The following is a 25612-nucleotide window of genomic DNA, read 5'->3' as shown; positions in this document are numbered from 1 at the left end:
TAACTATAGGACATTGAGGACTGTTTCCTGCTCTATGCCCCAATATGCTTGGGTTAAGGCAGGTCTATCCTTTACCCCTTACCCCTTAACCTTTTCCCAGACTACAAGGGAAGTTCATACTGCTTATCCGAACCGTATCAACCGCAGAGGCGCAGAGAACACAGAGGTAATTCCGTCATTAGGAGCGGCGAAATAATCTTCCTTGAGGCTGGGATTGCTTCGCTACACTTTCGATCGCAATGACAATATCGGCGTTGTGTAAGTCCTAATTGTGTAGAAATTGACGATTCATTTTTAATACTTGGTATAATTTTACAGTTTAAAAATCAGAGCTAACTGCTGTAGTAATAATTGTAAAGTGATATTACAAACCTTGGAAAAATATTTAGAATTTGTCTACAAGCCAAACATAGTTTTAAGGTAGAACCTATAAGAGAGACTTGAGGCAAATGTGATGAGCGGAAATAATATTCAAAACTATCGCTATGTCTGTACCCTGACCTTTGGTGATATCTACGGTCAAATAATTGTTTGGTTAATTACAATTACCCTCAGCTTGGCATCAGCCTTGGCATTAATGGGTGCTAAGAAACCTGTATATGCTTTAGCAACAGTAGGTCTCGTCGTTTTGCTATCGCTGCCTTTCTTGCTGTTTGCGTTTGTGACTACATTGTTAAATCATATTGAACTAGTTCCTGTACAACCTGGAACCAAAACAGAACCAATACCAGGTAATGTGTCTCAGCAAAAACCTGTACAAGTAGCTAGTTAGAGAGTTGGGAGTTAGGAGTTGGGAGTTGGGAGTTGGGAGTTGGGAGTTAGGAGTTGGGAGTTGGGAGTTGGGAGTTGGGAGTTGGGAGTTGGGAGTCAGTGCATCTGTCTGTTAGCTTTTCATTTCTAACTTCAAAATTACGCATTGTGTGGATTAGACACTAAAATCCTTGATTTATCGTTGTAGAGACGTTGCAATTGTAGAGACGTTGCACTGCAACGTCTCTACAGGGCGCACAATCCTTGATATTTCGTTGATTTCGATAATTTATATCAGATGTAAATTTGTAATAACATCCCTGTCTATGAGCAGGGAATTTTTTTGTAAAGATGCATGATTATTCCTTTATACCAATTTGAAAAATGATTGCGACAGATGTATAGCCAAAAGCGATTACTACTAACTGTTTCACAATCCAAAATCTAAAATCTAAAATCCAAAATGGTATTACTGCTTAAAGAATACTTAGCCATTGAGCGGAAAATCCACAACCAAGTCATGAAAATATTTCTTTCTCAGTCAACAGTCAACAGTCAACGTTATTTTCAAGTTAGTTGAATCAGTTGCAAAATCCTTCTGGTTTCTACAATAGAACAGCAATGGTTTGCAGTCAGGGTTTAAATAATGCTGGAACACGATGTCATTATTGTTGGTGGTGGATTGGCAGGATGTCGCGCGGCTGTGGAAATCGCCCGTAAAGATCCTAGTTTAAATGTTGCTGTGGTTGCTAAAACCCATCCCATTCGTTCCCATTCGGTGGCGGCCCAAGGTGGTATGGCTGCGTCACTGAAAAATGTGGATTCGGAAGATAGTTGGGAAGCACATGCTTTTGATACTGTCAAGGGTTCTGACTATTTAGCAGATCAAGATGCTGTGGCAATTCTGGCTCAGGAAGCGCCAGATGTGGTGATTGATTTGGAACACATGGGTGTTTTGTTCTCGCGCTTACCTGATGGTCGTATTGCTCAAAGAGCTTTTGGCGGACATTCCCACAACCGCACTTGCTACGCGGCAGACAAGACTGGTCACGCAATTTTGCATGAATTGGTTAACAACCTGCGGCGTTATGGCGTGCAAGTATATCAAGAGTGGTATGTAATGCGTCTCATTTTGGAAGAGGGGCAGGCTAAGGGTGTGGTGATGTTCCATTTGTTGGATGGACATGTTGAAGTTGTTCGAGCCAAGGCAGTGATGTTTGCCACGGGCGGTTATGGTCGTGTTTATAACACCACCTCTAATGATTACGCTTCTTCGGGTGATGGTTTAGCTATGACTGCCATTGCTGGTTTGCCTCTAGAAGATATGGAATTTGTGCAATTTCATCCCACTGGTTTGTATCCAGTGGGGGTATTGATTTCCGAAGCAGTACGGGGTGAAGGTGCGTATTTGATTAATAGCACAGGCGATCGCTTTATGAAAAATTACGCACCTAGTCGCATGGAATTAGCTCCTCGTGATATTACCTCACGAGCGATCGCTTATGAAATTCGTGCCGGTCGCGGTGTCCATCCCGATGGTAGCGCTGGCGGCCCCTTTGTCTATCTGGATTTGCGACACATGGGTAAAGAAAAAATTATGAGTCGCGTTCCCTTTTGTTGGGAAGAAGCCCATCGATTAGTAGGTGTTGACGCTGTAACTCAACCTATGCCAGTGCGCCCGACAATTCATTATTGTATGGGTGGTATCCCAGTGAACACTGATGGTCAAGTCCGCAGTAGTGGTGATGGTTTAGTTGAGGGCTTCTTTGCTGCTGGGGAAACAGCTTGTGTTTCAGTACACGGCGCAAACCGCTTAGGTAGTAATTCGCTGTTAGAATGTGTAGTTTATGGCAAACGCACTGGTGCAGCGATCGCTCAATTTGTGCAAAAACGTAAATTGCCTTCTGTGGACGAGGAACGCTACCTCAATGAAGCCAAGGAACAAATCCAAGCTTTGCTAGAACAGCAAGGAAAATACCGCATTAATCAAGTTCGTGAAGCCTTCCAAGATTGTATGACTGAGTATTGCGGTGTTTTCCGCACTGAAGCATTAATGACTGAAGGGTTACACAAACTACAAGAAATTCAACAGCGATATCCGCAAATTTATTTAGATGACAAAGGAAGTTGCTGGAATACGGAACTGGTAGAAGCCTTAGAACTGCGAAGTTTGATGGTGGTGGGACAGACCATATTAGCATCAGCCTTAAATCGTCAAGAAAGCCGTGGCGCACACTTCCGGGAAGATTATTCCCAAAGAGATGATGTGAACTTTCTCAAACATACAATGGCTTACTATTCGCCAGCAGGAATTGATATTCAATATCGACCTGTGGCAATTACTATGTTTGAGCCAAAAGAGAGAAAATATTAAATAGGCACTATTGAATATGGCGAATGACTTCGGCAACTGACCAAGCTTGAGCGATGGCTCCCCTTGGTGTGTGGGGTGAATCGCCATCAAAAATCTCAGAAATAGAACCGATACAAGCGGCAAATAAAAAGTGATCTATCAGGGGTTGCCAATCAAAAGGTAGTGCTTGTTGTGGATAAAAACGTTGCCAAGCACGAATGTACGGGCCAATTAACCACGGCCAAACAGTACCTTGATGATAAGCGCGATCGCGTTGCTCTTGGTTGCCCTCATATTTCCCTTTGTACTCCGGGTCTCCGGGATCGAGACTGCGGAGACCATAGGGAGTCAGCAAGCTGGTAGTTGCCAAATCTAGTATTTGACAGCCTTGATGTTCAGAAAATCCACAATGGTGCAACGACAACGCCAAAACAGCATTGGGGCGAATTTGAAAATTTCGGCGATCGTCCGGCTCGATAGTATCGTAGAGATAACCAAGTTGGGGATTCCAAAACTTTTGCAAGGAATTTTTTACTAGTTGTGCTTGCTGAGCATAACGCTTTGCTTGTTTGCTAAGACGCACGGGTTCGCGAAACTCAAGCTGACTTAGGCGTTCTGCCCACTGACTTAACCAACACAAAGCAGAATACCACAGCGCATTGATTTCCACTGGCTTACCGCGACGAGGAGTAACAGGGTTTGCCCCAATCACCACATCCATCCAAGTTAAGGCTACACCACGAGCATCCCAACCTATCAATCCATCAGTAGCATCAGCCTGGATGTTATAGCGTGTGCCACCAATAAAGGCTTTATGAATTTGCTGGACTACAGAAAACTGCTCTGCCAAAAATTGCCAGTCTTGTGTAGCTTCCAAATAAAGTCCTAAAGTTTCAATCCACCAAAGAGGCGTATCAATACTGTTATAAAATGGCTCTCGATCCACATCCGGAAAGGCATTAGGAATTAAACCGTGACGACAGTAATGCCCAAAAGATCGCAATATTTCTTTTGCCAACTCAAAGCGCTGCGGAACTAAAGTCAATCCCGGTAAGGCAATTAATGTATCTCGCGCCCAATCATTAAACCAGTGATAACCAGCAATCACCGTCGGGGATGCTGTTGAAGCTCGATAGACGATAAAGCGATCGCTCGCCTTGAGTAATTGTTGGATAATTGGGGCATTGGGCATGGGGCATTGGGCATTGGGCATTGGGCATTGGGCATTGGGGAGCCACTGCGGTCTTGGGGTCTCCCCAAGTGGAGCAAGTGGCGTCATTGGGCATGGGGCAGAGAGGAAAAACTCATCTCCCCTGCTCCCTTGCTCCCTTGTCTCCCTTGTCTCCCTTGTCTCCCCATCCCCCCATCCCCCCATCTCCCCATCCTCCATACCACCTGTCCCACTCCATCCAAAAATCTGAGAGAGCCTTTCCTGTTCTGCTTCCACGGCTTCTGCAAAGGTTTCGGAGGTGAGAACACCTAATAGTGGGTTGGGAAAACCTAATCGTGCTTCTAGAGTTACTGCATCTCCTGGTTGGAGTGTCACTGTTAAGTAACCAGGACTGTGTAGGTCTTCTTTATCGGCTAATCCCCGTTTTGTTTCCTCAGAAAATCGATAATTCCAATACCAAACTGCATCTGATTGATAATTTCCTTTTGTCCAGCGCAAGTGCCAAGGTATGCCAAAATGCTGAGATTTTCTTGCTTGCAGGCAGACTTGTTGTTGTCCAAGCAGTTGGGAGAATTGTAATTCTGAGTCAAAGGTCTGTTGATGGTGAAAGTCACGTTCTGCTATCAGCAATCGCAGTCGTAAAATTGCTTGTTCGCTTCCCTCGTAGCGATATTGGATGAGAATGCGATCGCAAAATTGGACAGGGGCATTGGGCATTGGGCGTTGGTCGCTATATATTCTCCCATGCTCCCTGCTCCCCTGCTCCCTGCTTTCTTCCCAACCATAAGGCATCACCAATTGTCTAGTTAATTGCCAGTTATCTTGCCCCCAAATCCATTTTGGAACTGGGTTAATATCAAAGAAGCGTAACAGTTCGTAGCCACCCCGCTCTATCTGAACGTTACCCCAAATATTTGCCCCTAGTCCGATAACGCTCCCTGATACTTCCAAGCTAGCTTCGAGGTGCGATAACAGTAAAGTACGCTCATAAGGAGGATTTTTAGCGGCAAACAGCCAACCGTGATATATGCGCGTGCGGATATCAGAAACTGTACCACTGGCAAAACTTCCTAGACCATTGGTAAGTAACCATTCTCTTGTATCTAAATCAGACATTTGCTACTCAAAATCGTTATGAGTATGATATAGTCGTAACAGATTGTAATCAAACTGTAAAGCGTGGATGGGTGAGTTTTACCAGACCCAAACTCCAACGCTAGTAAACCGATAAAGGAGAATAAGTTAATGTCTCTAAGTTACGGAACAGAAGGAAGCCTCCGCGTTGGTCAGCAAGCTCCCGATTTCACAGCAACAGCTGTGGTGGATCAGGAATTCAAGACAATCAAACTTTCCGATTATCGTGGTAAGTATGTCGTCCTGTTTTTCTACCCCCTAGACTTTACGTTTGTTTGTCCTACTGAAATTACAGCATTTAGCGATCGCTACGAAGAATTCAAGAAAATTAATACGGAAATCCTTGGGGTTTCCGTAGATAGCGAATTCTCCCACCTCGCTTGGATTCAAACCGATCGTAAGTCTGGTGGCGTAGGCGACTTGAATTATCCTCTAGTCTCCGACATCAAGAAAGAGATTAGCGCAGCTTACAACGTGCTTGACCCAGCAGCAGGCATAGCCTTGCGCGGTCTGTTCATCATCGACAAAGATGGTATCATACAGCACGCTACAATTAACAACTTAGCTTTTGGTCGTAGCGTTGATGAAACCCTGCGGACATTGCAAGCTATTCAGTACGTTCAATCTCACCCAGATGAAGTTTGCCCAGCTGGTTGGCAACCTGGTGACAAAACAATGAATCCCGACCCAGTGAAGTCCAAAGTCTACTTCTCTGCTGTCTAGATTAGATTTGCTGGAGTTAATCCAGCAATCAACAATAACCACAGATAAACAAGGAATAGACTTCTTGCATAAGTCGGGAAAAAGGTAAGGGGAAAGGGGGAAAAGTTTTGTGTTTTCCCTTTCCCCTTTAACATGCACCCCTTTTTCCATCTCTTGCAAAAAGCACTTTTGCAAAAGGTCTAATGTATGTGTGGTTTTGTCATTGAAAGGGGAAATGGGGATTGGGGATTGGAGAGATGACGGTTGACTGTTGACGGTTGACTGTCCTATGCCCCATGCCCCATATCCAATTGTTTTAAATAATCAAAAAATAAAAATATGCTGACTTCAACTGATTTTAGTGGGTTATTAAACGAGCGATTCTTTCGCAATTTTTTACCAGTTCCAGCTACAAATCAACTGAGATTAGGTGTAGGAACGCCAGATTTTCAGTTACCGGATATCACTAACGGTACTTTAGTAAAGTTGTCTGACTATAAAGGTAAGCAACCAGTTTTAGTTGCCTTTACTCGTATCTTTACTGAAAAGCAATATTGCCCTTTTTGTTATCCTCACATCAAAGCTTTGACTGAAAATTACGAACAATTTAAAAATCGTGGAATCGAAGTTTTGATGATTACTAGTACTGATGAACGGCAAAGTCAAATAGTTGTAAGAGATTTGGGTTTACAAATGCCGTTACTTAGCGATCCAAGTTGCCGAGTGTTTCGTACTTATAATGTAGGACAAGCTTTGGGAGCGCCTTTACCAGCACAGTTTGTATTAGATAAGGAAGGAAAACTTAGATATTGGCATTTATTTTCTTTTCTGGATCATAATGCTAGTGTTGAAACATTATTACAACAATTCATCGGTATCTCAGAAAATAATTGATGTTTGGAAATTCCTAAATCAAGGGATAATTTAACACCCTCTAAAATCTCTGGATGTGCTTCAAGAGCCTACCTCAGAGACTTACAATTAAAAAAAATGTGTAGGCAGACTGGAGGTGAGAAAAATAGTGTATTGAGTCTAGGAATTTTGGAATAATTTATTTTTTGAGTTACTTAAAAGGATGTTTGAAAAGTCTATAGTAGTGTATCAAATATTTTTACCCCACCCTAACTTTGTCAAGGGTAGAGATGGGAAAAGGGTAAGGTGTTAAGGTTTCCCCTTTCCCCTTTCCCCTTTTCCCCTTTCCCTTTCCCCTTTCCCCTTTCCCCGAACCATATTGCCTCATCCCCTTGAATGCGTTTGCCTTGGGCGTTGCGATCGCTTATGCTAAATGTCAGTCTAATTGGCATTACCTTCTGTGGACAAAAACCGCGAACCGTTTATTAGTCTGGCACTTTACCACGCCTTTAAATGGTCAGTCGTTAGCCCCATGCTTCACGCTTACTTTCGGGGTAACATTTATGGCGCGGAAAATGTACCTGAATCTGGGCCATTAGTGGTGGTAAGCAATCACGCTAGTTACTTTGACCCGCCAATTGTCTCTAATTGTGTACGCCGTCCAGTGGCGTACATGGCTAAGGAAGAATTATTTAAAATCCCTGTTTTGGCGCAAGCAATCAAGTTGTATGGTGCTTACCCAGTGAGTCGGGGAAGCGCCGATCGCAATGCTATCCGTGCAGCCTTAGAATACCTAAATAATGGTTGGGCTGTGGGTGTTTTTTTGCAAGGTACTCGCACCCCAGACGGTAAAATTACAGACCCAAAAAGAGGTGCGCTGCTGTTAGCGGCGAAAGCCAAAGCCCCAATATTACCAGTAAGTGTTTGGGGTACTGAAGCAATTTTAGAAAAAGGCTCGAAAATACCCCGCGCAGTTCCCGTAACGGTAAGAATTGGTAACTTAATTGCTGCTCCCAGTTCCAGCAATAAAGAAGAGTTAGAAGCTTTGGCACAAAAGTGTACCGTTGTAATTAATCAAATGCATGATTTAGGACGATGAGTTAGAAAAGTTGAAATATATACTTTAGGGGGTGGCGATCGCTATTACATTCTTTTAATCTAAAGTTCAATGGAACTCCAAAAAAATAAATAACAGCGCATAGTCGTTGACGGTTCACAGTCAACAGTCAACAGGCAACAGTTAACACTAGCAAAGAAATATTTTTTACTTGGAAGCCACCAGTTTGCCAATAGTTTTACTGAACATTTCAGTAACACTTTTTCTTCAAGACTTGAATAATCCAAAATCTAAAATCTAAAATCCCAAATTAACATGAGCGGCTTTGATGCCAAAAATTTGTGGCAACGATTAAACAATCTGGCGTTAGTCCGCTTTTTACTCTTAGTTGCTTCTGGATGGGCAATTGTACAACTTTTAGCTTACTTTGAAGCAGTCATCGTTATTTTTACATTCGCTGCTATTTTGGCTTTTTTGCTCAGCTATCCTGTGGAATGGCTGCGGCGTTTTTTGCCCCACGGTGTAGCAGTTGGTGTGGTTTTTTTGCTGAGTATTGTAATTATTGGCGGTGTGATAATAACCGTCGGTTTAACAATTTTATCTCAAGGACAACAATTAATTGATAGTATCACTGGATTTTTAAATTCTTTATTACCCTTATTAGACAAATTAGAAGACTTTTTACGCAGTCGCAATTTAAATATAGATTTAAGTTTTGTTCAAGAACAATTACGCAATCAAGCTATATCAGGTGTAGTTACTAGTTTAACTATATTACAAGGATTTTTGACCAATTTTGTCACTTTTATATTAATTGCAGTCGTAGCTTTTTTTATGTTGTTAGATGGCGAAAAGCTATGGAACTTTATATTAAAAATAGTCCCAAAACACCGCCGCGACAGATTTACTAGAGTTATTAGACGCGCCTTTCTGGGATTTTTTAGAGGACAATTTTTATTAAGTTTATTTCTTACAAGTGCGACTTTCTTAGTTTTCTTAATATTACAAGTACCTTTTGCTTTATTATTATCAGTAATTGTGGGGATTATTGATATTATTCCTGGCATAGGTGCAACATTAGCAATCAGTATTGTAACTTTATTTGTATTGTCTCAAGGTTTTTGGTTAGCAGTGAAAGTATTGGTAAGTTGTATTATTCTTCAACAGATACAAGACAATTTGATTGCACCAAGAATTATGCAAGGTGCGTTAAATCTGAATCCTGTAGTAGTATTTTTTGCTTTGTTAGTAGGCGCTAGAGTAGCAGGATTATTGGGTGTTTTTATCGCTATTCCCATAGCAGGAGTAATTGTGTCTTTGTTTGAGATTGAGGAAATGAAATCTGAGGTTTAATTAGGAGTTAGGAGTTGGGAGTTGGGAGTTGGGAGTTGGGAGTTAGGAGTTAGGAGTTAGGAATTAGGAGTTAGGAGTTGGGAGTTGGGAGTTGGGAGTTGGGAGTTAGGAATTAGGAGTTAGGAGTTAGGAGGTTGGAGTTAGGAAATAATACAGCGTTTTTTAGGTAAATGAATTACATGGGTAGGGGCGAACGGCTGTTCGCCCTTAAAGGATGTTTGAAAAGTCATGATTGATGTATCAAATATTTTTTACCCCACCCTAACCTGCCCTTATAAAGGAGAGGGAATTAGATTTTCTTGTTTCCCTCCTCTTACCAAGCAGGGATTAAGGGAGGTAATTAAAATCACAGCTAACCACTTTTCAAACAAACTCTTATAAGAGTCTGTGTATTGTAAACTCCGAATCTGCTGTGACTAATGTATGTAAAATAGTCTATTAGGGAATAGAAACTAAAAAAATATGTCGGATTTGAGAGCAGAATTAACAGAAACCTTGGACGAGGCAGAGTGGGAATGGTTGATTCCTCATGTGCAGCGAGATGCAGTAATTTTGGTAGCGCTTGAGTTAAACTTAGTGGATGTTGGGGTAGCGATCGCAAATGATAATACTCCATCGGTAGAACAATGGATTAATGAAAAATTGATTACCAAACCCACTACAGCACAGTTGGGAGAATGGAATACTAATGTCACCAAGCGATTTAATACTCTCATCGTCCAGCCTTATGTTTTAGTCCAAGAAATCATTGCAGCTTAACGAAAAATTTTCAAACTTGCGATGGGGATTTAAAAGTATTTCGCCACCATTTCACTGACGTTTGTAACTCTTGGGATAACCATCCATCAAATTTGGGATAAACTGGTAAACGCTCAATCAATTCCCATCCCATAGGTTGTAAGATTTTTCTCAAAACCTGCTCTTGAAGATGAGGATAATCAGGATTAACTTCATCTTTTGGGCTAATTCCCCCCAAATCTCGCGCACCAGCTTCTACACAAGCAAGTAACCATTGGTCATCTTTAATTAAATTTGGTGGAATTTGAATTGTAATATCATCTGGTAAAATTTCGCGTGCTTTAGCGATGACTTCTGGTAATTGATGGGGGTTGAAAGGCGGTGCATTAAAACTTTGTTGAAGTCCAGGACTATGAGGCTGTAAAATTACTTCTTGGATGTGATGGTAGCGCTGATGCAATTCAGATATTGCGGCTAATGTTTCCCACCAATCATTAACAGTTTCTCCGATTCCTAAAAGTAATCCTGTTGTAAAAGGAATCTGCAACTCTCCCGCCCATTGTAATTGTTGCAGTCTCACTTGTGGTAATTTACTCGGTGCATGTCGATGCACGGTATTTAATAATGTTGGGGTTAATTGTTCCAACATCAGCCCCATTGAAACATTTACACCCTTGAGCATTTCCATCTCTGCAAAACTCAATGGCCCTGCATTGGTGTGTGGTAGAAACCCCCTTGAAAGTGCTAATTCACATAAATCATAAATCCTTTGAAACCACGCCTGACGCTTTGGTGAATGGGGATGCACTTCACCGCTTAAAATCAGAATTTCACAAACTTTTTCACTTTCGAGTGATTTGAAAATACTTTCTGCGTCAGAAATATTCATCCAAGGACTTTTACCTGGTTCAGCGCGAAAGTTACAGTAGCTACAGCGATTAAAGCACTCGTAAGTAGGAACAATGGTATAAGCAGGGCTATAGGTAACAATGCGAGAATTATTAATTGTCATCAAGAGTAATATTTAACAACTAAAAAATTTTGAAACCCACGCAGGTGGCGAGAGTTTGTGTAGACGCACTTTCTAACCGCCCGTTTTGCGTTATGGCGATTTTTAATTGAATGGAATATACATTTTCAAACCGAATCATTGTAACGGCGCAAGGCTTTGCGTCTCTACCGCGTGGTGTATTTACCTGAAAATTGCTGTAACTTGACACCAACGGAGGCGTCGCCGTCAACACTCAACACGAAATCCATTCTTTTTTATAAGCACGATGAACTTAACTACTTTTGAGAAAATTTTAAGTATAATTGCTTAATAAGTGTCATTTAGTTTCAACAACAAGGAATTTTTCGCATTCGTTAATTGGAATATTGTTAGAAAAACTTGATTTAAAGTTGCGAAAATTTAAAGGGCTTGATAAGCTGAAACACCAATAGTATAAGCATTCTGGCGGTTTTCTTATCATTACATTTCCCCAGACGCCGACGCAATATAGGAGTGGTTTTTAGTGAACGCATCTGAACAAGCAATTAACCTAGAACTCGCCAGCAAGATTGCTACGGTAGTTAATTTGTTCAAATTCGAGTTTCCTGATGCCAAATCTGACCTCAAACCCTGGAAGAATGACCCCCAAACCAGGGAGTTAGTCGATCCGGATTCTATAGATATTGGCTTTCACTTTCCTGGTATTAGCAAATCTTGGCGAAGTCGCAGCGTATTAATCCAAATTCGATTTTATCAAGATCCCATCAACAATTCACGGCGAGCGATCGGTGTAGAGGTGGCTGGCTTCGATCATCGTGGTGAAGCGTGGCGACTTTCCACAGTAGAAAACTGGAGTGTTGTCGGCGCATCTTCGCCTTCTGGTGAAATTGAGGATAAACTCAAACACATTTGTCGCCAAATTATAGAAATATTTAATAAGCCTAGTGATTAAAAATTCCTAGTTAAGTAGATAGTCATGTAAAGACCATTTTAACTGTCATTACGAGCGAAGCGTTCGCGAAGCGTCTCGTAGAGAAGTAATCGCATAATCCCGTGGTTTTTGCGATTGCTTCGTCGTTCCTCCTCGCAATGACAGGCTTTCGGAGCGATCCAACAGCTTAGGGATAGACGACGAAACCAAGTGTGAGGTGTAATTTCAAGACTTGTGTGTACACCGTAGCCGCAGGCGGGGAGGGGAGGTTTTGCTTTAGCAAAGCCGGGGTGGGGTGACTCCGGATTAATTAGTAATTGAGTAAGTTTGCTGTAACGTTATTATACATTCATCGAATTCGGTGCATCGTTTATTGAATTCGCTGCATCGTTTGTTGAATTCGCTGCATCGTTTATTGAATTCGCTGCATCGTTTATTGAATTCGCTGCATCGTTTGTTGAATTCGCTGCATCGTTTATTGAATTCGCTGCATCGTTTATTGAATTCGCTGCATCGTTTATTGAATTCGCTGCATCGTTTATTATTTTTGTTCTATTTTAATTTGAGTGGGATAAAAACTTAAATACGTCGTAAACTCGTGGGTTTGAAACCCAGGAGTTTTGATGAATAATACAGAGGAGAAGCTTGGCGATCGCTAAATAACAATGACCACTGTAATATTTGTACATGGCACAGGCATTAGGGAACGAGAATACAATCAAACTTTTGAGATAATAGAGCAAAAGATTCACGCCCAACGCCCTGACGTTAAAGTTGCTCCTTGTCTTTGGGGTGAATTAGGTGCAAAGTTCAATGCTCATGGGGCATCAATACCCTTAGAAGATGCCACACTGGCTTTATCTCAAAAAGAAGAAGACGCAGATATTATCCTGTGGCGACAATTATACCGCGATCCTCTGTATGAATTGCGGCTGTTGTCTTTGAAGCCGATTGAGTCAGGAAATCCCTTTGGGGAAGAACCAGGAGATATTTTACAATCTCGTGTAGCGAGTTTCACTCCGGTGTCTCAACTGCAAGCTAAGTTGCAAGAGGCGGGAATTACAGAGGTGTTTGAACAAGCGCGAGAAATTGTTATCCGCAGCGAACCGTATGAACGGGCATTGCTTACAGTTTCGGAGTCTGATTTGAGTGAATATTATGGAGCGATCGCTAGGGCAATTGTGGCTCAAGCAATGTTTCTTAGCGAACAGCAAGAAATATTTCCCCCCATACTCACCGATGCTCAATTGCGCGATAAAGTTGTGGAATTGCTGACTCTGGCTTTGACAGAGGCGGAATTAGGGTTAGGTCGCTGGTTGTTAAAGCCACTTGTTGAGTTAGCCCTACCTATGGGAACAAACTATATCAAAGGCAACCGCTTTGAGTTAACTGATAAAATTTCCCCTATGCCTGGGGATATTCTGCTATATCAGGCGCGGGGTGAAAAAATCAGGGCGTTTATTCAGCAACAAATCGAACAAGCACAACCGCCAGTGGTTTTAATCGCCCATAGCTTGGGGGGTATCGCTTGTGTAGATTTGCTAGTGCAGCAACAGTTATCTCAGGTGGAATTATTAGTAACAGTTGGTTCCCAAGCACCATTTTTATATGAGATTAACGCCCTCTATAGCTTAGAATATGGGCAGTTATTACCAGAACATTTCCCGCAGCAATGGTTGAATATCTACGATTTACGGGATTTTCTCAGTTACGTTGGCAAGAAAATTTTCCCCGATAGAGTGCAGGATGTGGTAGTGGATAGCAGACAACCCTTTCCCCGTTCCCACGGTGCTTATTGGACAAATACCAAAACCTGGGAGGCAATTATTCCGAGGTTGCCATAATGGTTTATTTTTTACGGAATCTAGAAAACCCCTCTCCAAACCTCTCTCCTACAAGGCAAATCATTAGTTATGATTCCCACAGTTATTGCACCCCACCCCCAACCCCTCCCCGCCTGCGGGGAGGAAAGACAAAGCATAGCTTTGGCTCTTTGGGGTTCTTCGAGTTTAATAAGCAATTAAGCGGACATGATATTAGGTCATTTTCCCCATCACGTGAGAGGCTAAGTCATCATGCAGCTGATGGCTAAACCTGAGCGGACATTTGGGTTAATTGTGGGTATTGAAAAGTACCACGAAACTGCTTGGAATGTGCTGGGTGGGGGGCCAGCCGATGACGCGCTGAAATTTGCTCGTTGGCTGCATGGGCATGGTGTACCGAGGGAGAATATCCGGTTATGTTTATCAGCACTGGCAGAAAATCAGCAGTTAATTGGGGAATGTGGATTAAATGTAGAGTTAGCAACAGAGCAAAATATCTGCGACATTGTAACTAACTTTTTATCCTCAAAATCGGGGGATTTACTCTACATTTTTTGGGCGGGACATGGTTTGATTACCTCACAACGAGAGCGTCGGTTGTTTTTTGCTGATGCAAATAACCACAATTGGCAGAATTTAGATTTGAATTCTTTATTAGTGTTACTGAGTTCAGATAAATTTAAAATTCGCAATCATATTTGTATTATTGATGCCTGTGCCAATTATTTTTTAGAGTCCAAGGGAAGACCAACTAATTTAGGTAGCAAAGCTTTTTTGAGCGGACAGCCACATAAAGATAGTCAACAATTTGTGTTATTGGCTACACGGGAAGGAGAGCAAGCTAAGGTAAATTCTGAAAATCAAACAGGATACTTTTCTCAAGCTGTGAGAGAGGCTTTTGCATCAGCTAATGGGACTTTTCCCCCGGATATGAGGGAAGTAACAGAAGCAGTTAAGCAGCGATTTATTAGTTTAGAGAAAAAACAACTGCCGACTTATTTTTATTCCCGTAATTGGGATGGAGATATTGAAAAATCTCATTTCAACCCCTTTGAGATTCCGCATAATATTCCACAGAGTCAAGCGCGTAAATTTGTTGGCAGGGATGAAGAAATAGAACAATTGCGTCAGCTATTGCAAACAAATGATGTTGTGGTAATTAGCGATGAGACTGGGAAAGGTGGCGTGGGTAAAACAGAGTTAGCTATTCAATACTCAGAACAATATTTGGAAGATTATTCTGGTGGGCGTTGTTGGTTAAATCCCCAAGGTGTTGATTTGGAAACCCAGTTAGTAGAGTTTGGAGTTGTGAATTTTCCTAACTTTAATCCACCGAATGGATTAAGCCTAGCAGGTCAAGTTGCTTATTGCTGGAAGAACTGGCAAGCTGGCAAAGTTTTATTAATATTTGATGATGTCAAAGACTGGAAGCTAATTCAACCTTATCTACCACCTAAAGGTTCTCGGTTTAAGGTGTTGATTACCACTCGTCTAAATTCAGGGTTAACATATCCATCACTACCGTTAGGTGAATTGTCAACAGATGCAGCCTTAGAATTATTAACAACTCTGCTGGGAAAAGATAAGGTTGAGAAAGAATTAGAGTTTGCTAAAAGTCTTTGCCGATTTGTGAATTATGTACCAATTGGACTTTACCAAATAGCAGCACTGCAACGAGAGCCAGGGAGAGTATTATGTTAGCAGACATCCTCGCACGGCTACAAAAGCAAGCATCAGCAGGTGAGTCTGGTGTAGCAGCAGCTTTTGAGTTGAATTGGCAATGCTTGGAATCAGAAACACAAAAATTGGCTTGTTTGCTGAGTTTATTTGCTTTGGCTCCTATTCCTTGGTCTTTGGTAGAATCAGCAGCAAGTTCTAGCGATTTGGAATTTGACCTCAAAGCTAACCGCACTATTTTAGTTGAGCGTTATCTGCTGCAAGAATTGGCAGATGACACCTACCAAGTTCACGAACGCATTCAGGAATTATTGCAGCAGAAGTTAGAAGAGTTAACTGAAGCTGACAAACTCAAGCACGGCTATTGTCAAGCAATGGTAGCCGTAGCAAAAGATATTCCTCAGACACCCACATTGATAGAAATTGCTCAAGTAACCCTAGCTATTCCACACCTTGCAGAAGTCGCCACAGTTTACCAAGCTTGGTTAAGTAATGATGATTTAATCTCGCCTTTTATAGGCTTGGGTAGATTTTACGAAGGTCAAGGAGCTTACGACCAAGCTTTACCTTGGTATGACCAAAGTTTATCAACTGCTAAAAAACGTTTTGGGGATGAACACCCCTATGTGGCAACTAGCCTGAACAATTTGGCACTCCTCTACAAATCACAGGGAAGGTACAGCGATGCCGAGCCTTTGTATATCCAAGCTTTGGCCATGAGAAAACGCCTGCTGGGGGATGAACACCCCGATGTGGCTACTAGCCTGAACAATTTGGCAGGACTCTACAAATCACAGGGAAGGTACAGCGATGCCGAGCCTTTGTATATCCAAGCTTTGGCCATGAGAAAACGCCTGCTGGGGGATGAACACCCCGATGTGGCTACTAGCCTGAACAATTTGGCAGGACTCTACGATTCACAGGGAAGGTACAGCGATGCCGAGCCTTTGTATATCCAAGCTTTGGCCATGACAAAACGCCTGCTGGGGGATGAACACCCCGATGTGGCTACTAGCCTGAACAATTTGGCACTCCTCTACGATTCACAGGGAAGGTACAGCGAAGCCGAGCCTTTGTATATCCAAGCTTTGGCCATGACAAAACGCCTGCTGGGGGATGAACACCCCGATGTGGCTACTAGCCTGAACAATTTGGCACTCCTCTACGATTCACAGGGAAGGTACAGCGAAGCCGAGCCTTTGTATATCGAAGCTTTGGAAATCGCTGAAAAACAGTTGGGAGAAAATCATCCCAATACAATATCCATTGGTAAAAATTTAGAATACTTGCGGCGGAATCGTCAGCCTTGGTTGAGGAGAATGGTTGCTTTTGTCTCCCGTTGGTTTCAGCAATTTAGGTAATCTGCAATGGCTGTATTACCCGCTTGGGATTTAAATCTTGGTCTAAAAATTAGACATAATCTTTGATTATACAATGGCATAGCAAATGCAGTCAAGCCAAATAAAGCGATCGCAACCCCCATAACTACTTCTCTAAGATATGCTTGGCGAAGGGAGCGATCGCGATCGCTGTTAATATTTTTGTTTATCTAGTTAATGAGGCTCTGAACTCCATTAATGAACCTCTGAACTCCATTAATGAGCCTTTGATACTCATTAATGAGCCTCTGAACTCCATTAATGAGTCTTTGATACTCATTAAAGAGTCTTTGAACTCCATTAATGAGTCTTTTAGCTCCATTAATGAGCCTTTGAACTCCATTAATGAGTCTTTTAGCTCCATCAATGAGCCTTTGAACTCCATTAAAGAGCCTTTTATCTCCATTAACGAGTTTGTTTTCATTTATTAAATCCCCGACTTCTTCAAGAAATCGGGGATCTAAATTTAGCTTAAGTACATAACCTAGCATCCAGGTTTTTGGTGCGTTAGCCTACTAGCGTGTCTAGCCTTAAATATTGCAATAGATTTGATTGTGGGATGGGTGTCTTCACCCGGACGGGCGGGCAAGATGCCCACCCCACAAGAGTTTATTAATGCACTATTTTAGCTTTGTCACGCTACTACGAAACTAAAAAATTGCGACTTCAGCACTATGGTTGAGCATTGCAGGATCGATCGCAATACCTAACCCTTGAGCGACACTAAGACCATAGGAGACATCTGCTCTAAAAAAGTGGCAAAGTTGGCGCATTTGGACATCTTGCTTTGCTTGGCTCAGGCTACCAACGATATTTTTGACAAGACGCTCTTGCTGTTCGGGAGTCATTAACCGATAGAGGTCGCCTGCTTGAGTATAATCGTCGTTTCCTTCACGATGATTGTAGCGATCGACGGTGGTATCGCCTAGATGGCTTGGTGGTTCTGCGTAGGCTGGATTTTCTTTCGGCGTACCTTCAGCACTATTCGGTTCGTAGTTGGGAGCGCTACCATTGTTATTTCCCAAGGCCATGAAGCCATCGCGCTGGTAATGTCTCACTGGACATTTGGGCTGGTTGACTGGTAGTTGCTGATAGTTACCACCCAAGCGATACCGTTGAGCATCTGGGTAAGAAAAGATCCGAGCTTGAAGCATTTTGTCTGGGGAGAAACTAACCCCAGGAACCACCGCGCTAGGACTAAAAGCGGCTTGCTCGACTTCGGCGAAATAATTCTCTGGGTTGCGATTTAGCTCTAATATCCCGACTTCAATTAAAGGATATTCTGAGTGTTTCCAAACTTTTGTCAAGTCAAAGGGATTATCGCGATGTTTTGCCGCTTGCTCCTCGGTCATCACTTGAATGCAGAACCGCCATTTGGGATAATCTTGTTGAGCGATCGCTTCAAATAAATCGCGAGTTGCATGATCGGGATCTTCACCCTTAATCTTACCTGATTCTTCCTCTGTCAAGGTTTGATGCCCTTGCAAGGTCTTAAAGTGAAATTTACACCAAACGCGATCGCCCTGAGCATTAATTAAACTAAAGGTATGACTACCAAAGCCATCCATGTGTCGATAGGTTTTGGGAATTCCCCGGTCTGAAAACAGAATTGTCACCTGATGCAGTGATTCTGGACTCAATGACCAAAAATCCCATTTGGCGTTGTGGTCTTTACAATTGGTTTGGGGATTCCGCTTTTGGGTATGGATGAAATCAGGAAACTTCAAGGGGTCGCGAATAAAGAAAATCGGCGTGTTGTTTCCTGTAATATCCCAGTTGCCTTCTTCTGTGTAAAACTTGATAGCAAAACCTCTAGGATCGCGCTCCGCATCTGCTGAACCTTTTTCCCCACCAACTGTAGAAAAACGCAGCAAAACTTCTGTTTTCTTACCAATCTCAGAAAAAAGCTTGGCTTTTGTGTAGCGTGTAATATCATTAGTAACCGTAAATGTACCGAAAGCTGCCGCACCTTTGGCATGAACAACTCTTTCCGGAATACGTTCTCTGTTGAAATGAGCCAGCTTTTCTAACAGGTGAAAATCCTGAATTAATACAGGGCCCCGCGCCCCCGCAGTTAGCGAGTTTTGGTTATCCCCAACAGGAATACCATCAGCAGTTGTCAAGTTTTGCGGTTCTGTCATAGCTTAAGAACTTCTCCATTAAATTAGTGAAATTGCCCACAGTATATTTTAGTCAGTAGATAAACGGATGCCTACTGACTAAACTCAATAAATCATAGTCATTTCGAGTTCATATATAAAGCATACTCGAAATGACTATGATTTGCCAGCAATTTTTTTGTATTTTTAGGATCTCTTAATTATGGGAGTGGTGACTGGGCATGGGGCATGGGGCATTGGGCATTGGGCATTGGGCATTGGGCATTGGGCATGGGGCATGGGGCATTGGGCATTGGGGATGGGAAGAGGACAAGGTAGACAAGGTAGACAAGGTAGACAAGGTAGCAATCTTTCTCCCTTGTCTCCCTTGTCTCCCCCCTCTCCCCATCTCCCCACCTCCCCACCTCCCCATCTCCCTACTCCCTACCCAAATGTTTAAGAATCAACGAACAAACATCCGTCGGTTCAATGATGTCGCTATCAACTAAGTGAGTTTGATGGGTGATAAATAACGGCCCTTCGTTTGTGGAGGTGGTTATATGACCGTGAGAACCACGCACTATGGAAGCATCCAGAGGAATCACATCCATGAGGTAGCGAAAACCAAGTTGTTTCTGTAGTAACTTGAGAGCGATTTTTCCTTGAGGAAATTTAATTTGGGGATTGAGGAAAAGCTCTACAGGATCGTAACCGGGTTTGCGGTGAATATCTACGGTTCTGGCAAAATCAGGGGCTTTGTTGTCGTCGAGCCAATAATAATAAGTAAACCAGGTATTAGGCGCGGCGATCGCCACTAATTCTCCAGATCTGGGATGATTGAGATGGTAGGCTTGTTTACCTTGTTCATCTAATACTTGGGCTACGCCTTGAGTTGCTTCTAAAAGCGATCGCACTTTGGGAATGTAGGCGTGGTCATTCACGTATACATGGGCAATTTGGTGATCCGCCACAGCAAAAGCAATACTAGCACCAAAATCGAGCAGTTCTCGCCCCAATTCTTCCCGCACTGCAATTAAGTTATTTTCCCGCAGGATGCGGTTTAAATGTACTGCTTGATTAACAGGAGTAATGCCATACTCAGAAAGAATAATTACCTGAGTATTTCGTGCTTGATAATATTCAATTAACTCTTTACAAACACCATCAATTTCGAGTAAATCTTTTTGAATGCGCTTTTCATCGTGCCCAAATTTTTGCAAACAATAATCTAAATGTGGCAGATAAACTAGTGATAATGTGGGGCTATAGCGTTCTTCAATCCATTTAGCAGAATTAGCAATCCATTGACTAGAATTAATGGAAGTTTTTGGCCCCCAAAAATCAAATAATGGGAATTGACCTAAATCAGATTGAATTGGCGATCGCACATCACTAGGATGGGTATAAATATCAGGTAGTTTTCTGCCATCCGCAGGATACATTGGTCTTGGTGTAATGGCATAATCCACCGAAGAATACATATTGTACCACCAAAAAAGATTGGCACAAGTGAAATTTGAATCGATGGATTTAGCAATTTCCCAAACTTTAGGAGCTTGTACTAATTTATTCGATTGTCGCCAAAATTTGACTTCACATTCATCTCGAAAATACCAACCATTAGCTACGATTCCATGTTCGTTAGGCAATTTTCCTGTTAAATAAGTAGCCTGGACAGAACAAGTTACAGCAGGTAGTACTGGTTTGATTGGAACTACTTGACCTTTGGCGGCCCAAGTAGATAAAAATGGTGTATTCTTTCCCAGTAAACTAGGTGTTAATCCTACAACATTTAAAACAACAGTTTTTTTCATAAACTTAATTTATTCAGTGTTTGCTTACAAACAATCAGAATTGTGAATTTGATAGCGATTTTTTGTTAAGTGAGGTAAAGATAATATTTGGAAACGCATACGGCCGTTAGGCGTTCCCGCAGGATAGGGACGCAAAGGAAGGCGCAGAGGTACGCAGAGATTTTTACCTTGGCAAATTAGGAAATGCTATAATTTATGGATTCTGAGTTTTTTCCTAATTCTTTTAATATCCAATCATATTCCCGCTCAATGGAAGTCAGTAAATCTATTTTCATTTCTGGTGGTAAAACATCCCATGTGTAAGTTTCAATTTCTAAATGCGAACAAGCGTGATTTGTTTGCAGTAAATGTAAAACAGTAGCAATATCATCTTGGGTAGACTGCAAAATTTGATAATCACGAATAAAAATTGGGACGTGGAAATGAGTACGCCATTCTTGAGCTAGAGATTGCTCTAAATGAGGTAATGCAGTCACTAAATCTGGATAGTGATGTAGCGTACCATCAGTGCGATGTTCGATTACTTGGTGAAGATAGGTAGATTCTGCAAAAGGACGTAAGCGTTCAACAATTAAACTACGTTTTTCAATTTCAGGGGGAATTTTCACTTGAATTGCTGCGCTGATTTGAATTTTACCAATTTTAATTCCTGCTGCTGCTAAACGCTTAAATACAGAATTTGGTTCTTCATACTCAACTGAAAAATGGCAAGTATCATAACAAAGCCGGATGTGTTCTAATAATTTAATTTCTGCTAAACTTTGTTCGATATTTAATTTTTGAGATAAATAATTACCGCCAATAGGCAATAACCAATTTTGAAAAAAGTCAATTACTTCTGATGTATTTTCAATTAAGCCATCTGGTTCTGGTTCTAAGTCGATATGTAATAATGTTCCTGTTTTTTCCCAGATGCGGATTGCATTTTCAACAACTGATGCCAAATTTAAACAACTTTTTTTGATAACTGAATCGCGAGTTGCTTCGTCTTCTCCCCACCAAGGTTTATAGGATAAGGGCAATGTAGAAATACCGCCATCAAGTCCTTTGGGTAAGAGAGTTGCTAAAATTTGTGTAAGATTTAATGTGTAGTCCAGTCGTTCTTGTGTAGACCAATCTGGTGCATAAACTTGGTCTTTTACTACTTGTCTGTGGAACCCTCCGTAAGGAAAGCCATTTAAGGTAAAAACATATAAATCCTGCTGAGTTAACCACTCTTGGAATTGAGCTAATTGATTATTTGCTAACAGTTCTTTGGCGGCTATATCTGCTAACCTCAAACCAATACCGAAAGGTTCCGTGGGTGATAAACGTGATTTGAGTTCGGGAATATATTTTTGGAGATTTGCAAATACTTCTACCCAGGTTTCGCCGGGATGAATATTGCTGCAATAAGTTAAATGGAAGTTGTTGTTTGTAATTTTCATTTTCTACATTCTGTATTTATTATTTGCTTAGGGAGGGAACAGGGAACAGGGAATAGGGAATAGGTAAGAAGGCATCAAAGTGTACTGAGTTTTTTCAAAAATAAAATACGAATTCTATAAGTTTCTTTGAGCTTCTGCGTGAGATTTTGACAATTGTGTGGAGTGGATTTTAAGTAACAGCAAATATTTGTGCTAATTTCATCGAAATTGGTAGCAAAATCAAAACCGCTAAACCGTAATACAAACCTGCAAAACCAGATGCAACAGTGGCGTCTAGAACAATTAGAGACAATACACCGATTTTTACGGCATTGCGGATATTTTCTGGTAAGGGTTCGCGGGCGGCTTTGATGAAATTAGGCAGGATACGGATAGCTAAGAAAATTGCGAATGGTAAAGCAGCGATCGCTGTATACTCCGGTAAGATTCCTAATGCTAAAATTGCCGTCAAAACTATTGCAATTAAAATTAGTGCTAAGACTCCTGTAATCTTTTTTCCCCCGTGGACTTCCCCCTGACTAATGGCGGTAATAGCCGCAATATAAATCACAGGAATCAGTGTTAAATACCAACGTTCTGCAATAATTCCTGGGACAGCACTAACACCTAATAATAAATTACTGCCACGGCACAAACCCATATTCAGCGGCCCAAAAAAAGGATGATGTTTGGCAAGGGAATTATACAGCAGTGCTGACAGGGTAATGAAGATAGCGATCGCCCCACTCACCCAAGATACTTGAAAAGCTGCTCCGATACCGATGGCAAACAGCAAACTACCTAATAAAATCGCATTTTTCAACGACACCCGACCGCTTGGTATTGCTCTATTTGGTCGTTCTTTTGCGTCTAAATCAGCATCAAATACATCATTAAAAACGATGCCACCGCCGTATAAACCAGTTGTTGCTAATAACAACCAAGCTAATGGAATTAAAACTCCAAAATTAGCGTCACCATTAATTAATTTAATCAAAATAATTCCCGCACCAGAAGCCGCAAAACCAACCAAAATATCAGCCCAAGCAGTAACAATATTAGCCGGACGCATCAATTCAAAATAACCACGCCAGCTTTGAAAATTCCAACTTGCAACATTCACTTATCAGCCCCCCGAATTTTGGATTTTAGATTTTAGATTTTAGATTGTGAGAATGACTGCCTTGAAAATAGGGAGACAAGGGAGACAAGGGAGACAAGGGAGACAAGGGAGACAAGGGAGATAAGGGAGACAAGGGAGATAAGGGAGACAGGAAAATAAATCCTGATTTTCCAGTCCCCATGCCCCATGCCCCATGCCCCATGCCCAATGCCCCATACCCAATTTTCTACTCAATCAACACCGAAAGCGAATTAATACCTGGTTCTTGTCCTCGCAACACAGAATTACCATTAAATAGTTGACGCTGGTCGATGGATTGGGGATCGAGCCAATCTGAGGCTTGCATTTGTCCGGTTTGACTGTAAGCAGCTAGGGCATTTTCATAACAAACTGCTCGCACGTGTTCTTCTGGAATGCCACTTTCTAACATCAACTTAGCGGTTTTTGGTACTGCTAATGGATCGCTAATTCCCCAATCAGCACTACTATCAACAATGATGCGATGGCATCCATATTTACGAACAACTTCTACCATTCTGGCGTTACCCATTTTTGTTTGGGGATAAATCGTAAAAGCTGCCCAAAAACCTCGTTTTAATACTTCTTCAACAGTTTCTTCGTTGTTATGGTCGATAACTACTTGTGATGGATCTAAACCATATTCAATACATCGATCCATACTCTTACTTGCACCTGCTTTTTTATTACGATGAGGAGTATGAATTAGCACTAACATGTCAAGTTCTTTCGCTAATGCTAACTGTTGACAAAAATATTTATCTTCTGCTTCTGTCATATCATCGTAGCCAATTTCGCCAATAGCTACGACTCCTTCTTTACAAGCATAAAGCGGTATCAGTTCTAGAACTTCTGCCGCTAGTGCTTCATTGTTAGCTTCTTTAGGATTTAAGCCAATTGTGCAGTAGTGCTGAATGCCAAACTGACTAGCACGAAACCTTTCCCAGCCTACTAGACTGCTGAAATAATCTTTAAATGTGCCGGCATGGGTTCGGGGTTGTCCCAACCAAAACGCTGGTTCAATAACGGCAACAATGCCATATTCCCGCATTACTAGGTAATCATAAGTAGTACGGGAACACATGTGAATGTGAGGATCGATAAACATCATAGGTTTAGGGAATTGGGCATTGGGCATTGGGCATGGGGCATTGGACAGTGAACAGTCAACAGTCATCTCCCCCACTTTCTTTACATTTACACGCTAAAACTATTCCAAGTCAGGTTACCCTGCTCTATGGATGACTGTAAATCTGGATAATGGGAAAGTAATATTTGCGCTTGGGGTAAACCTGATTCAGCACAAGCTAAGGCTGCTGCTTGTTGTTCGGCGATATCGCCATTAATCAGGACTTTTTCTAAATCTGCAACGATGGCACTATCAGCAAATTTACCTACAGGTCGCCAAAGTTCTGGGGTAACTGACCGTTTAGCAGCCCAGCGTTCGTGGGCATAGTCTGTCAACATCTTTGCTAATTCTGGGTTAGCGCGGCTATCTAGACCCCAAATTAGATGCAATGGACTACCGACAAACACCGCTTTCAATACCATCTGATTCCAAGCGGCATTATCTAAGTAATTTGCTGGATAAGGGTTGCGTAGTGCTACGGCTTGGAATACGTTAATCATGTTGCTGCGGATTCCCTCAGCAGCACGCTGACGGTGTAATTCTGGATGTGGTAACAGGGGTAAACTTTGATACAGTGCAACTAACTCGCCCATGTCGGCACTAGAGAAAAGTTTATCGAGCGATCGCACATAACTTTGGGCATCATCGTGGGGTAAAGCTAAAACCAAGAGTGTGCGCCCTGCTCGATCTACAGTCCAATTACCAGGATTCCAACCAGGAATTGCCTCCTGTGCTGCTTCCAAATCTTCGGATGTTAGCTGCAAATTCTGTTTACCCAGGTAACGCGGCACAGCACTAAAAGATGTAAAAAACACTCCCTCAGCAGCACCGCTAGCGATGTGTGCCTGCTTCTGTTCCAGCCAAGCAATACCTGTCTGAGAAACAGATTTTAGTAACCACTGATGTAGTAACTTGTTTACTTTACTCATGATAAATTTCAGGAGAAGTTGCCCAATCTTTTTTAGCGACAACTATAGACTTCTTGCAGAAGTGGGGAAAAGGTTAAGGGGTAAAGGGGAAAGGGCAAATAAAAACCCTTTTCCCTTTAACCTTTTCCCCTTCCCCGCTCTTGCAAAAGTAACTTTTGCAAGAGGTCTTATGTATAATATCTA

The 25612-nt window shown here is 41.9% G+C and carries 22 protein-coding genes; 11 read left to right on the top strand and 11 right to left on the bottom strand.

From position 1 onward, the window contains the following. The first annotated feature begins 454 nt into the window (after positions 1–454). Together VF06_RS00985 and VF06_RS00980 are read left to right on the top strand one after the other, a co-directional pair. Positions 455–772 carry a hypothetical protein gene (locus tag VF06_RS00985; protein WP_099068335.1) on the top strand — a complete coding sequence of 106 codons (318 nt, stop codon included), beginning with the start codon at positions 455–457 and terminating at the stop codon, positions 770–772. A gap of 624 nt (positions 773–1396) precedes the next feature. Continuing rightward, positions 1397–3124 (top strand): succinate dehydrogenase/fumarate reductase flavoprotein subunit, encoded by a 1728-nt coding sequence (locus VF06_RS00980; RefSeq protein ID WP_099068334.1) that lies wholly within the window; start codon positions 1397–1399, stop codon positions 3122–3124. A gap of 7 nt (positions 3125–3131) precedes the next feature. Here the strand turns inward: VF06_RS00980 and VF06_RS00975 are convergent, their stop codons facing one another. Beyond that, positions 3132–5390: an amylo-alpha-1,6-glucosidase gene (locus VF06_RS00975; protein ID WP_099073457.1), complete on the bottom strand. Its 2259-nt coding sequence runs from the start codon at positions 5388–5390 to the stop codon at positions 3132–3134. A gap of 129 nt (positions 5391–5519) precedes the next feature. On the opposite strand from VF06_RS00975, the gene VF06_RS00970 reads away from it, so the two are divergent. The 5 genes from VF06_RS00970 to VF06_RS00950 all read left to right on the top strand — a co-directional run bounded on the left by VF06_RS00970 (position 5520) and on the right by VF06_RS00950 (position 10131). Next, on the top strand, positions 5520–6131 hold the full coding sequence (locus VF06_RS00970; protein WP_099072963.1) for a peroxiredoxin: 612 nt from the start codon (positions 5520–5522) through the stop codon (positions 6129–6131). Positions 6132–6449: 318 nt separating this feature from the next. Further along, a complete protein-coding gene (locus VF06_RS00965; RefSeq protein ID WP_099072962.1) occupies positions 6450–7004 on the top strand; it encodes a peroxiredoxin family protein in 555 nt (184 codons plus the stop codon). Between the two features lie 418 nt (positions 7005–7422). Next, positions 7423–8061 (top strand): lysophospholipid acyltransferase family protein, encoded by a 639-nt coding sequence (locus VF06_RS00960; RefSeq protein WP_099071878.1) that lies wholly within the window; start codon positions 7423–7425, stop codon positions 8059–8061. Positions 8062–8334: 273 nt separating this feature from the next. Next, entirely contained in the window at positions 8335–9372 is a 1038-nt protein-coding gene (locus tag VF06_RS00955) for an AI-2E family transporter (RefSeq protein WP_099071879.1), read from the top strand. A gap of 462 nt (positions 9373–9834) precedes the next feature. Further along, complete coding sequence (locus tag VF06_RS00950) at positions 9835–10131, top strand: DUF2288 domain-containing protein (protein WP_099071880.1); 297 nt, start codon at positions 9835–9837, stop codon at positions 10129–10131. A 10-nt stretch (positions 10132–10141) separates the two neighbouring features. Here the strand turns inward: VF06_RS00950 and cofG are convergent, their stop codons facing one another. Then, entirely contained in the window at positions 10142–11122 is a 981-nt protein-coding gene (gene cofG, locus VF06_RS00945) for a 7,8-didemethyl-8-hydroxy-5-deazariboflavin synthase subunit CofG (protein ID WP_099071881.1), read from the bottom strand. Positions 11123–11624: 502 nt separating this feature from the next. Between cofG and VF06_RS00940 the strand changes: the two genes are divergently transcribed. The 4 genes from VF06_RS00940 to VF06_RS00925 all read left to right on the top strand — a co-directional run bounded on the left by VF06_RS00940 (position 11625) and on the right by VF06_RS00925 (position 16893). Next, entirely contained in the window at positions 11625–12053 is a 429-nt protein-coding gene (locus VF06_RS00940) for a Tery_1686 family protein (RefSeq protein WP_099071882.1), read from the top strand. Positions 12054–12697: 644 nt separating this feature from the next. Next, positions 12698–13876: an RBBP9/YdeN family alpha/beta hydrolase gene (locus VF06_RS00935; protein WP_099071883.1), complete on the top strand. Its 1179-nt coding sequence runs from the start codon at positions 12698–12700 to the stop codon at positions 13874–13876. 240 nt (positions 13877–14116) lie between these two features. After that, the gene (locus VF06_RS00930; RefSeq protein WP_244917991.1) at positions 14117–15556 is read left to right on the top strand and encodes an NB-ARC domain-containing protein; all 1440 of its coding nucleotides are present in this window, start codon (positions 14117–14119) and stop codon (positions 15554–15556) included. Beyond that, positions 15550–16893 (top strand): tetratricopeptide repeat protein, encoded by a 1344-nt coding sequence (locus tag VF06_RS00925; protein ID WP_099071885.1) that lies wholly within the window; start codon positions 15550–15552, stop codon positions 16891–16893. The genes VF06_RS00930 and VF06_RS00925 overlap by 7 nt, the downstream gene beginning before the upstream one ends. A gap of 188 nt (positions 16894–17081) precedes the next feature. Here VF06_RS00925 and VF06_RS00920 read toward each other — a convergent pair whose 3' ends face one another. The 9 genes from VF06_RS00920 to VF06_RS00885 form a co-directional block, all read right to left on the bottom strand. Continuing rightward, entirely contained in the window at positions 17082–17402 is a 321-nt protein-coding gene (locus VF06_RS00920; RefSeq protein WP_180267783.1) for a hypothetical protein, read from the bottom strand. 159 nt (positions 17403–17561) lie between these two features. Continuing rightward, positions 17562–19052 (bottom strand): catalase, encoded by a 1491-nt coding sequence (locus VF06_RS00915; protein WP_099071887.1) that lies wholly within the window; start codon positions 19050–19052, stop codon positions 17562–17564. Positions 19053–19227: 175 nt separating this feature from the next. After that, on the bottom strand, positions 19228–19443 hold the full coding sequence (locus VF06_RS40110) for a hypothetical protein (protein WP_180267469.1): 216 nt from the start codon (positions 19441–19443) through the stop codon (positions 19228–19230). 4 nt (positions 19444–19447) lie between these two features. Continuing rightward, positions 19448–20824 (bottom strand): alkaline phosphatase family protein, encoded by a 1377-nt coding sequence (locus VF06_RS00905; protein ID WP_099071889.1) that lies wholly within the window; start codon positions 20822–20824, stop codon positions 19448–19450. Between the two features lie 176 nt (positions 20825–21000). Beyond that, positions 21001–22251 carry a metabolite traffic protein EboE gene (eboE, locus tag VF06_RS00900; protein WP_099071890.1) on the bottom strand — a complete coding sequence of 417 codons (1251 nt, stop codon included), beginning with the start codon at positions 22249–22251 and terminating at the stop codon, positions 21001–21003. Positions 22252–22420: 169 nt separating this feature from the next. Beyond that, positions 22421–23353 carry a UbiA-like protein EboC gene (eboC, locus tag VF06_RS00895; RefSeq protein WP_371411486.1) on the bottom strand — a complete coding sequence of 311 codons (933 nt, stop codon included), beginning with the start codon at positions 23351–23353 and terminating at the stop codon, positions 22421–22423. Positions 23354–23378: 25 nt separating this feature from the next. Further along, the gene (locus tag VF06_RS40105) at positions 23379–23555 is read right to left on the bottom strand and encodes a hypothetical protein (RefSeq protein ID WP_180267470.1); all 177 of its coding nucleotides are present in this window, start codon (positions 23553–23555) and stop codon (positions 23379–23381) included. 24 nt (positions 23556–23579) lie between these two features. Beyond that, the gene (locus VF06_RS00890) at positions 23580–24548 is read right to left on the bottom strand and encodes a TatD family hydrolase (protein ID WP_244917990.1); all 969 of its coding nucleotides are present in this window, start codon (positions 24546–24548) and stop codon (positions 23580–23582) included. Between the two features lie 20 nt (positions 24549–24568). Further along, on the bottom strand, positions 24569–25429 hold the full coding sequence (locus VF06_RS00885) for an EboA family metabolite traffic protein (protein WP_099071891.1): 861 nt from the start codon (positions 25427–25429) through the stop codon (positions 24569–24571). Between the last annotated feature and the right edge of the window lie 183 nt (positions 25430–25612).

It is taken from the genome of Nostoc linckia z4, assembly GCF_002608075.1.
GTDB lineage: Bacteria > Cyanobacteriota > Cyanobacteriia > Cyanobacteriales > Nostocaceae > Nostoc > Nostoc linckia.
This window is presented reverse-complemented; position numbering and strand designations above follow the sequence as displayed.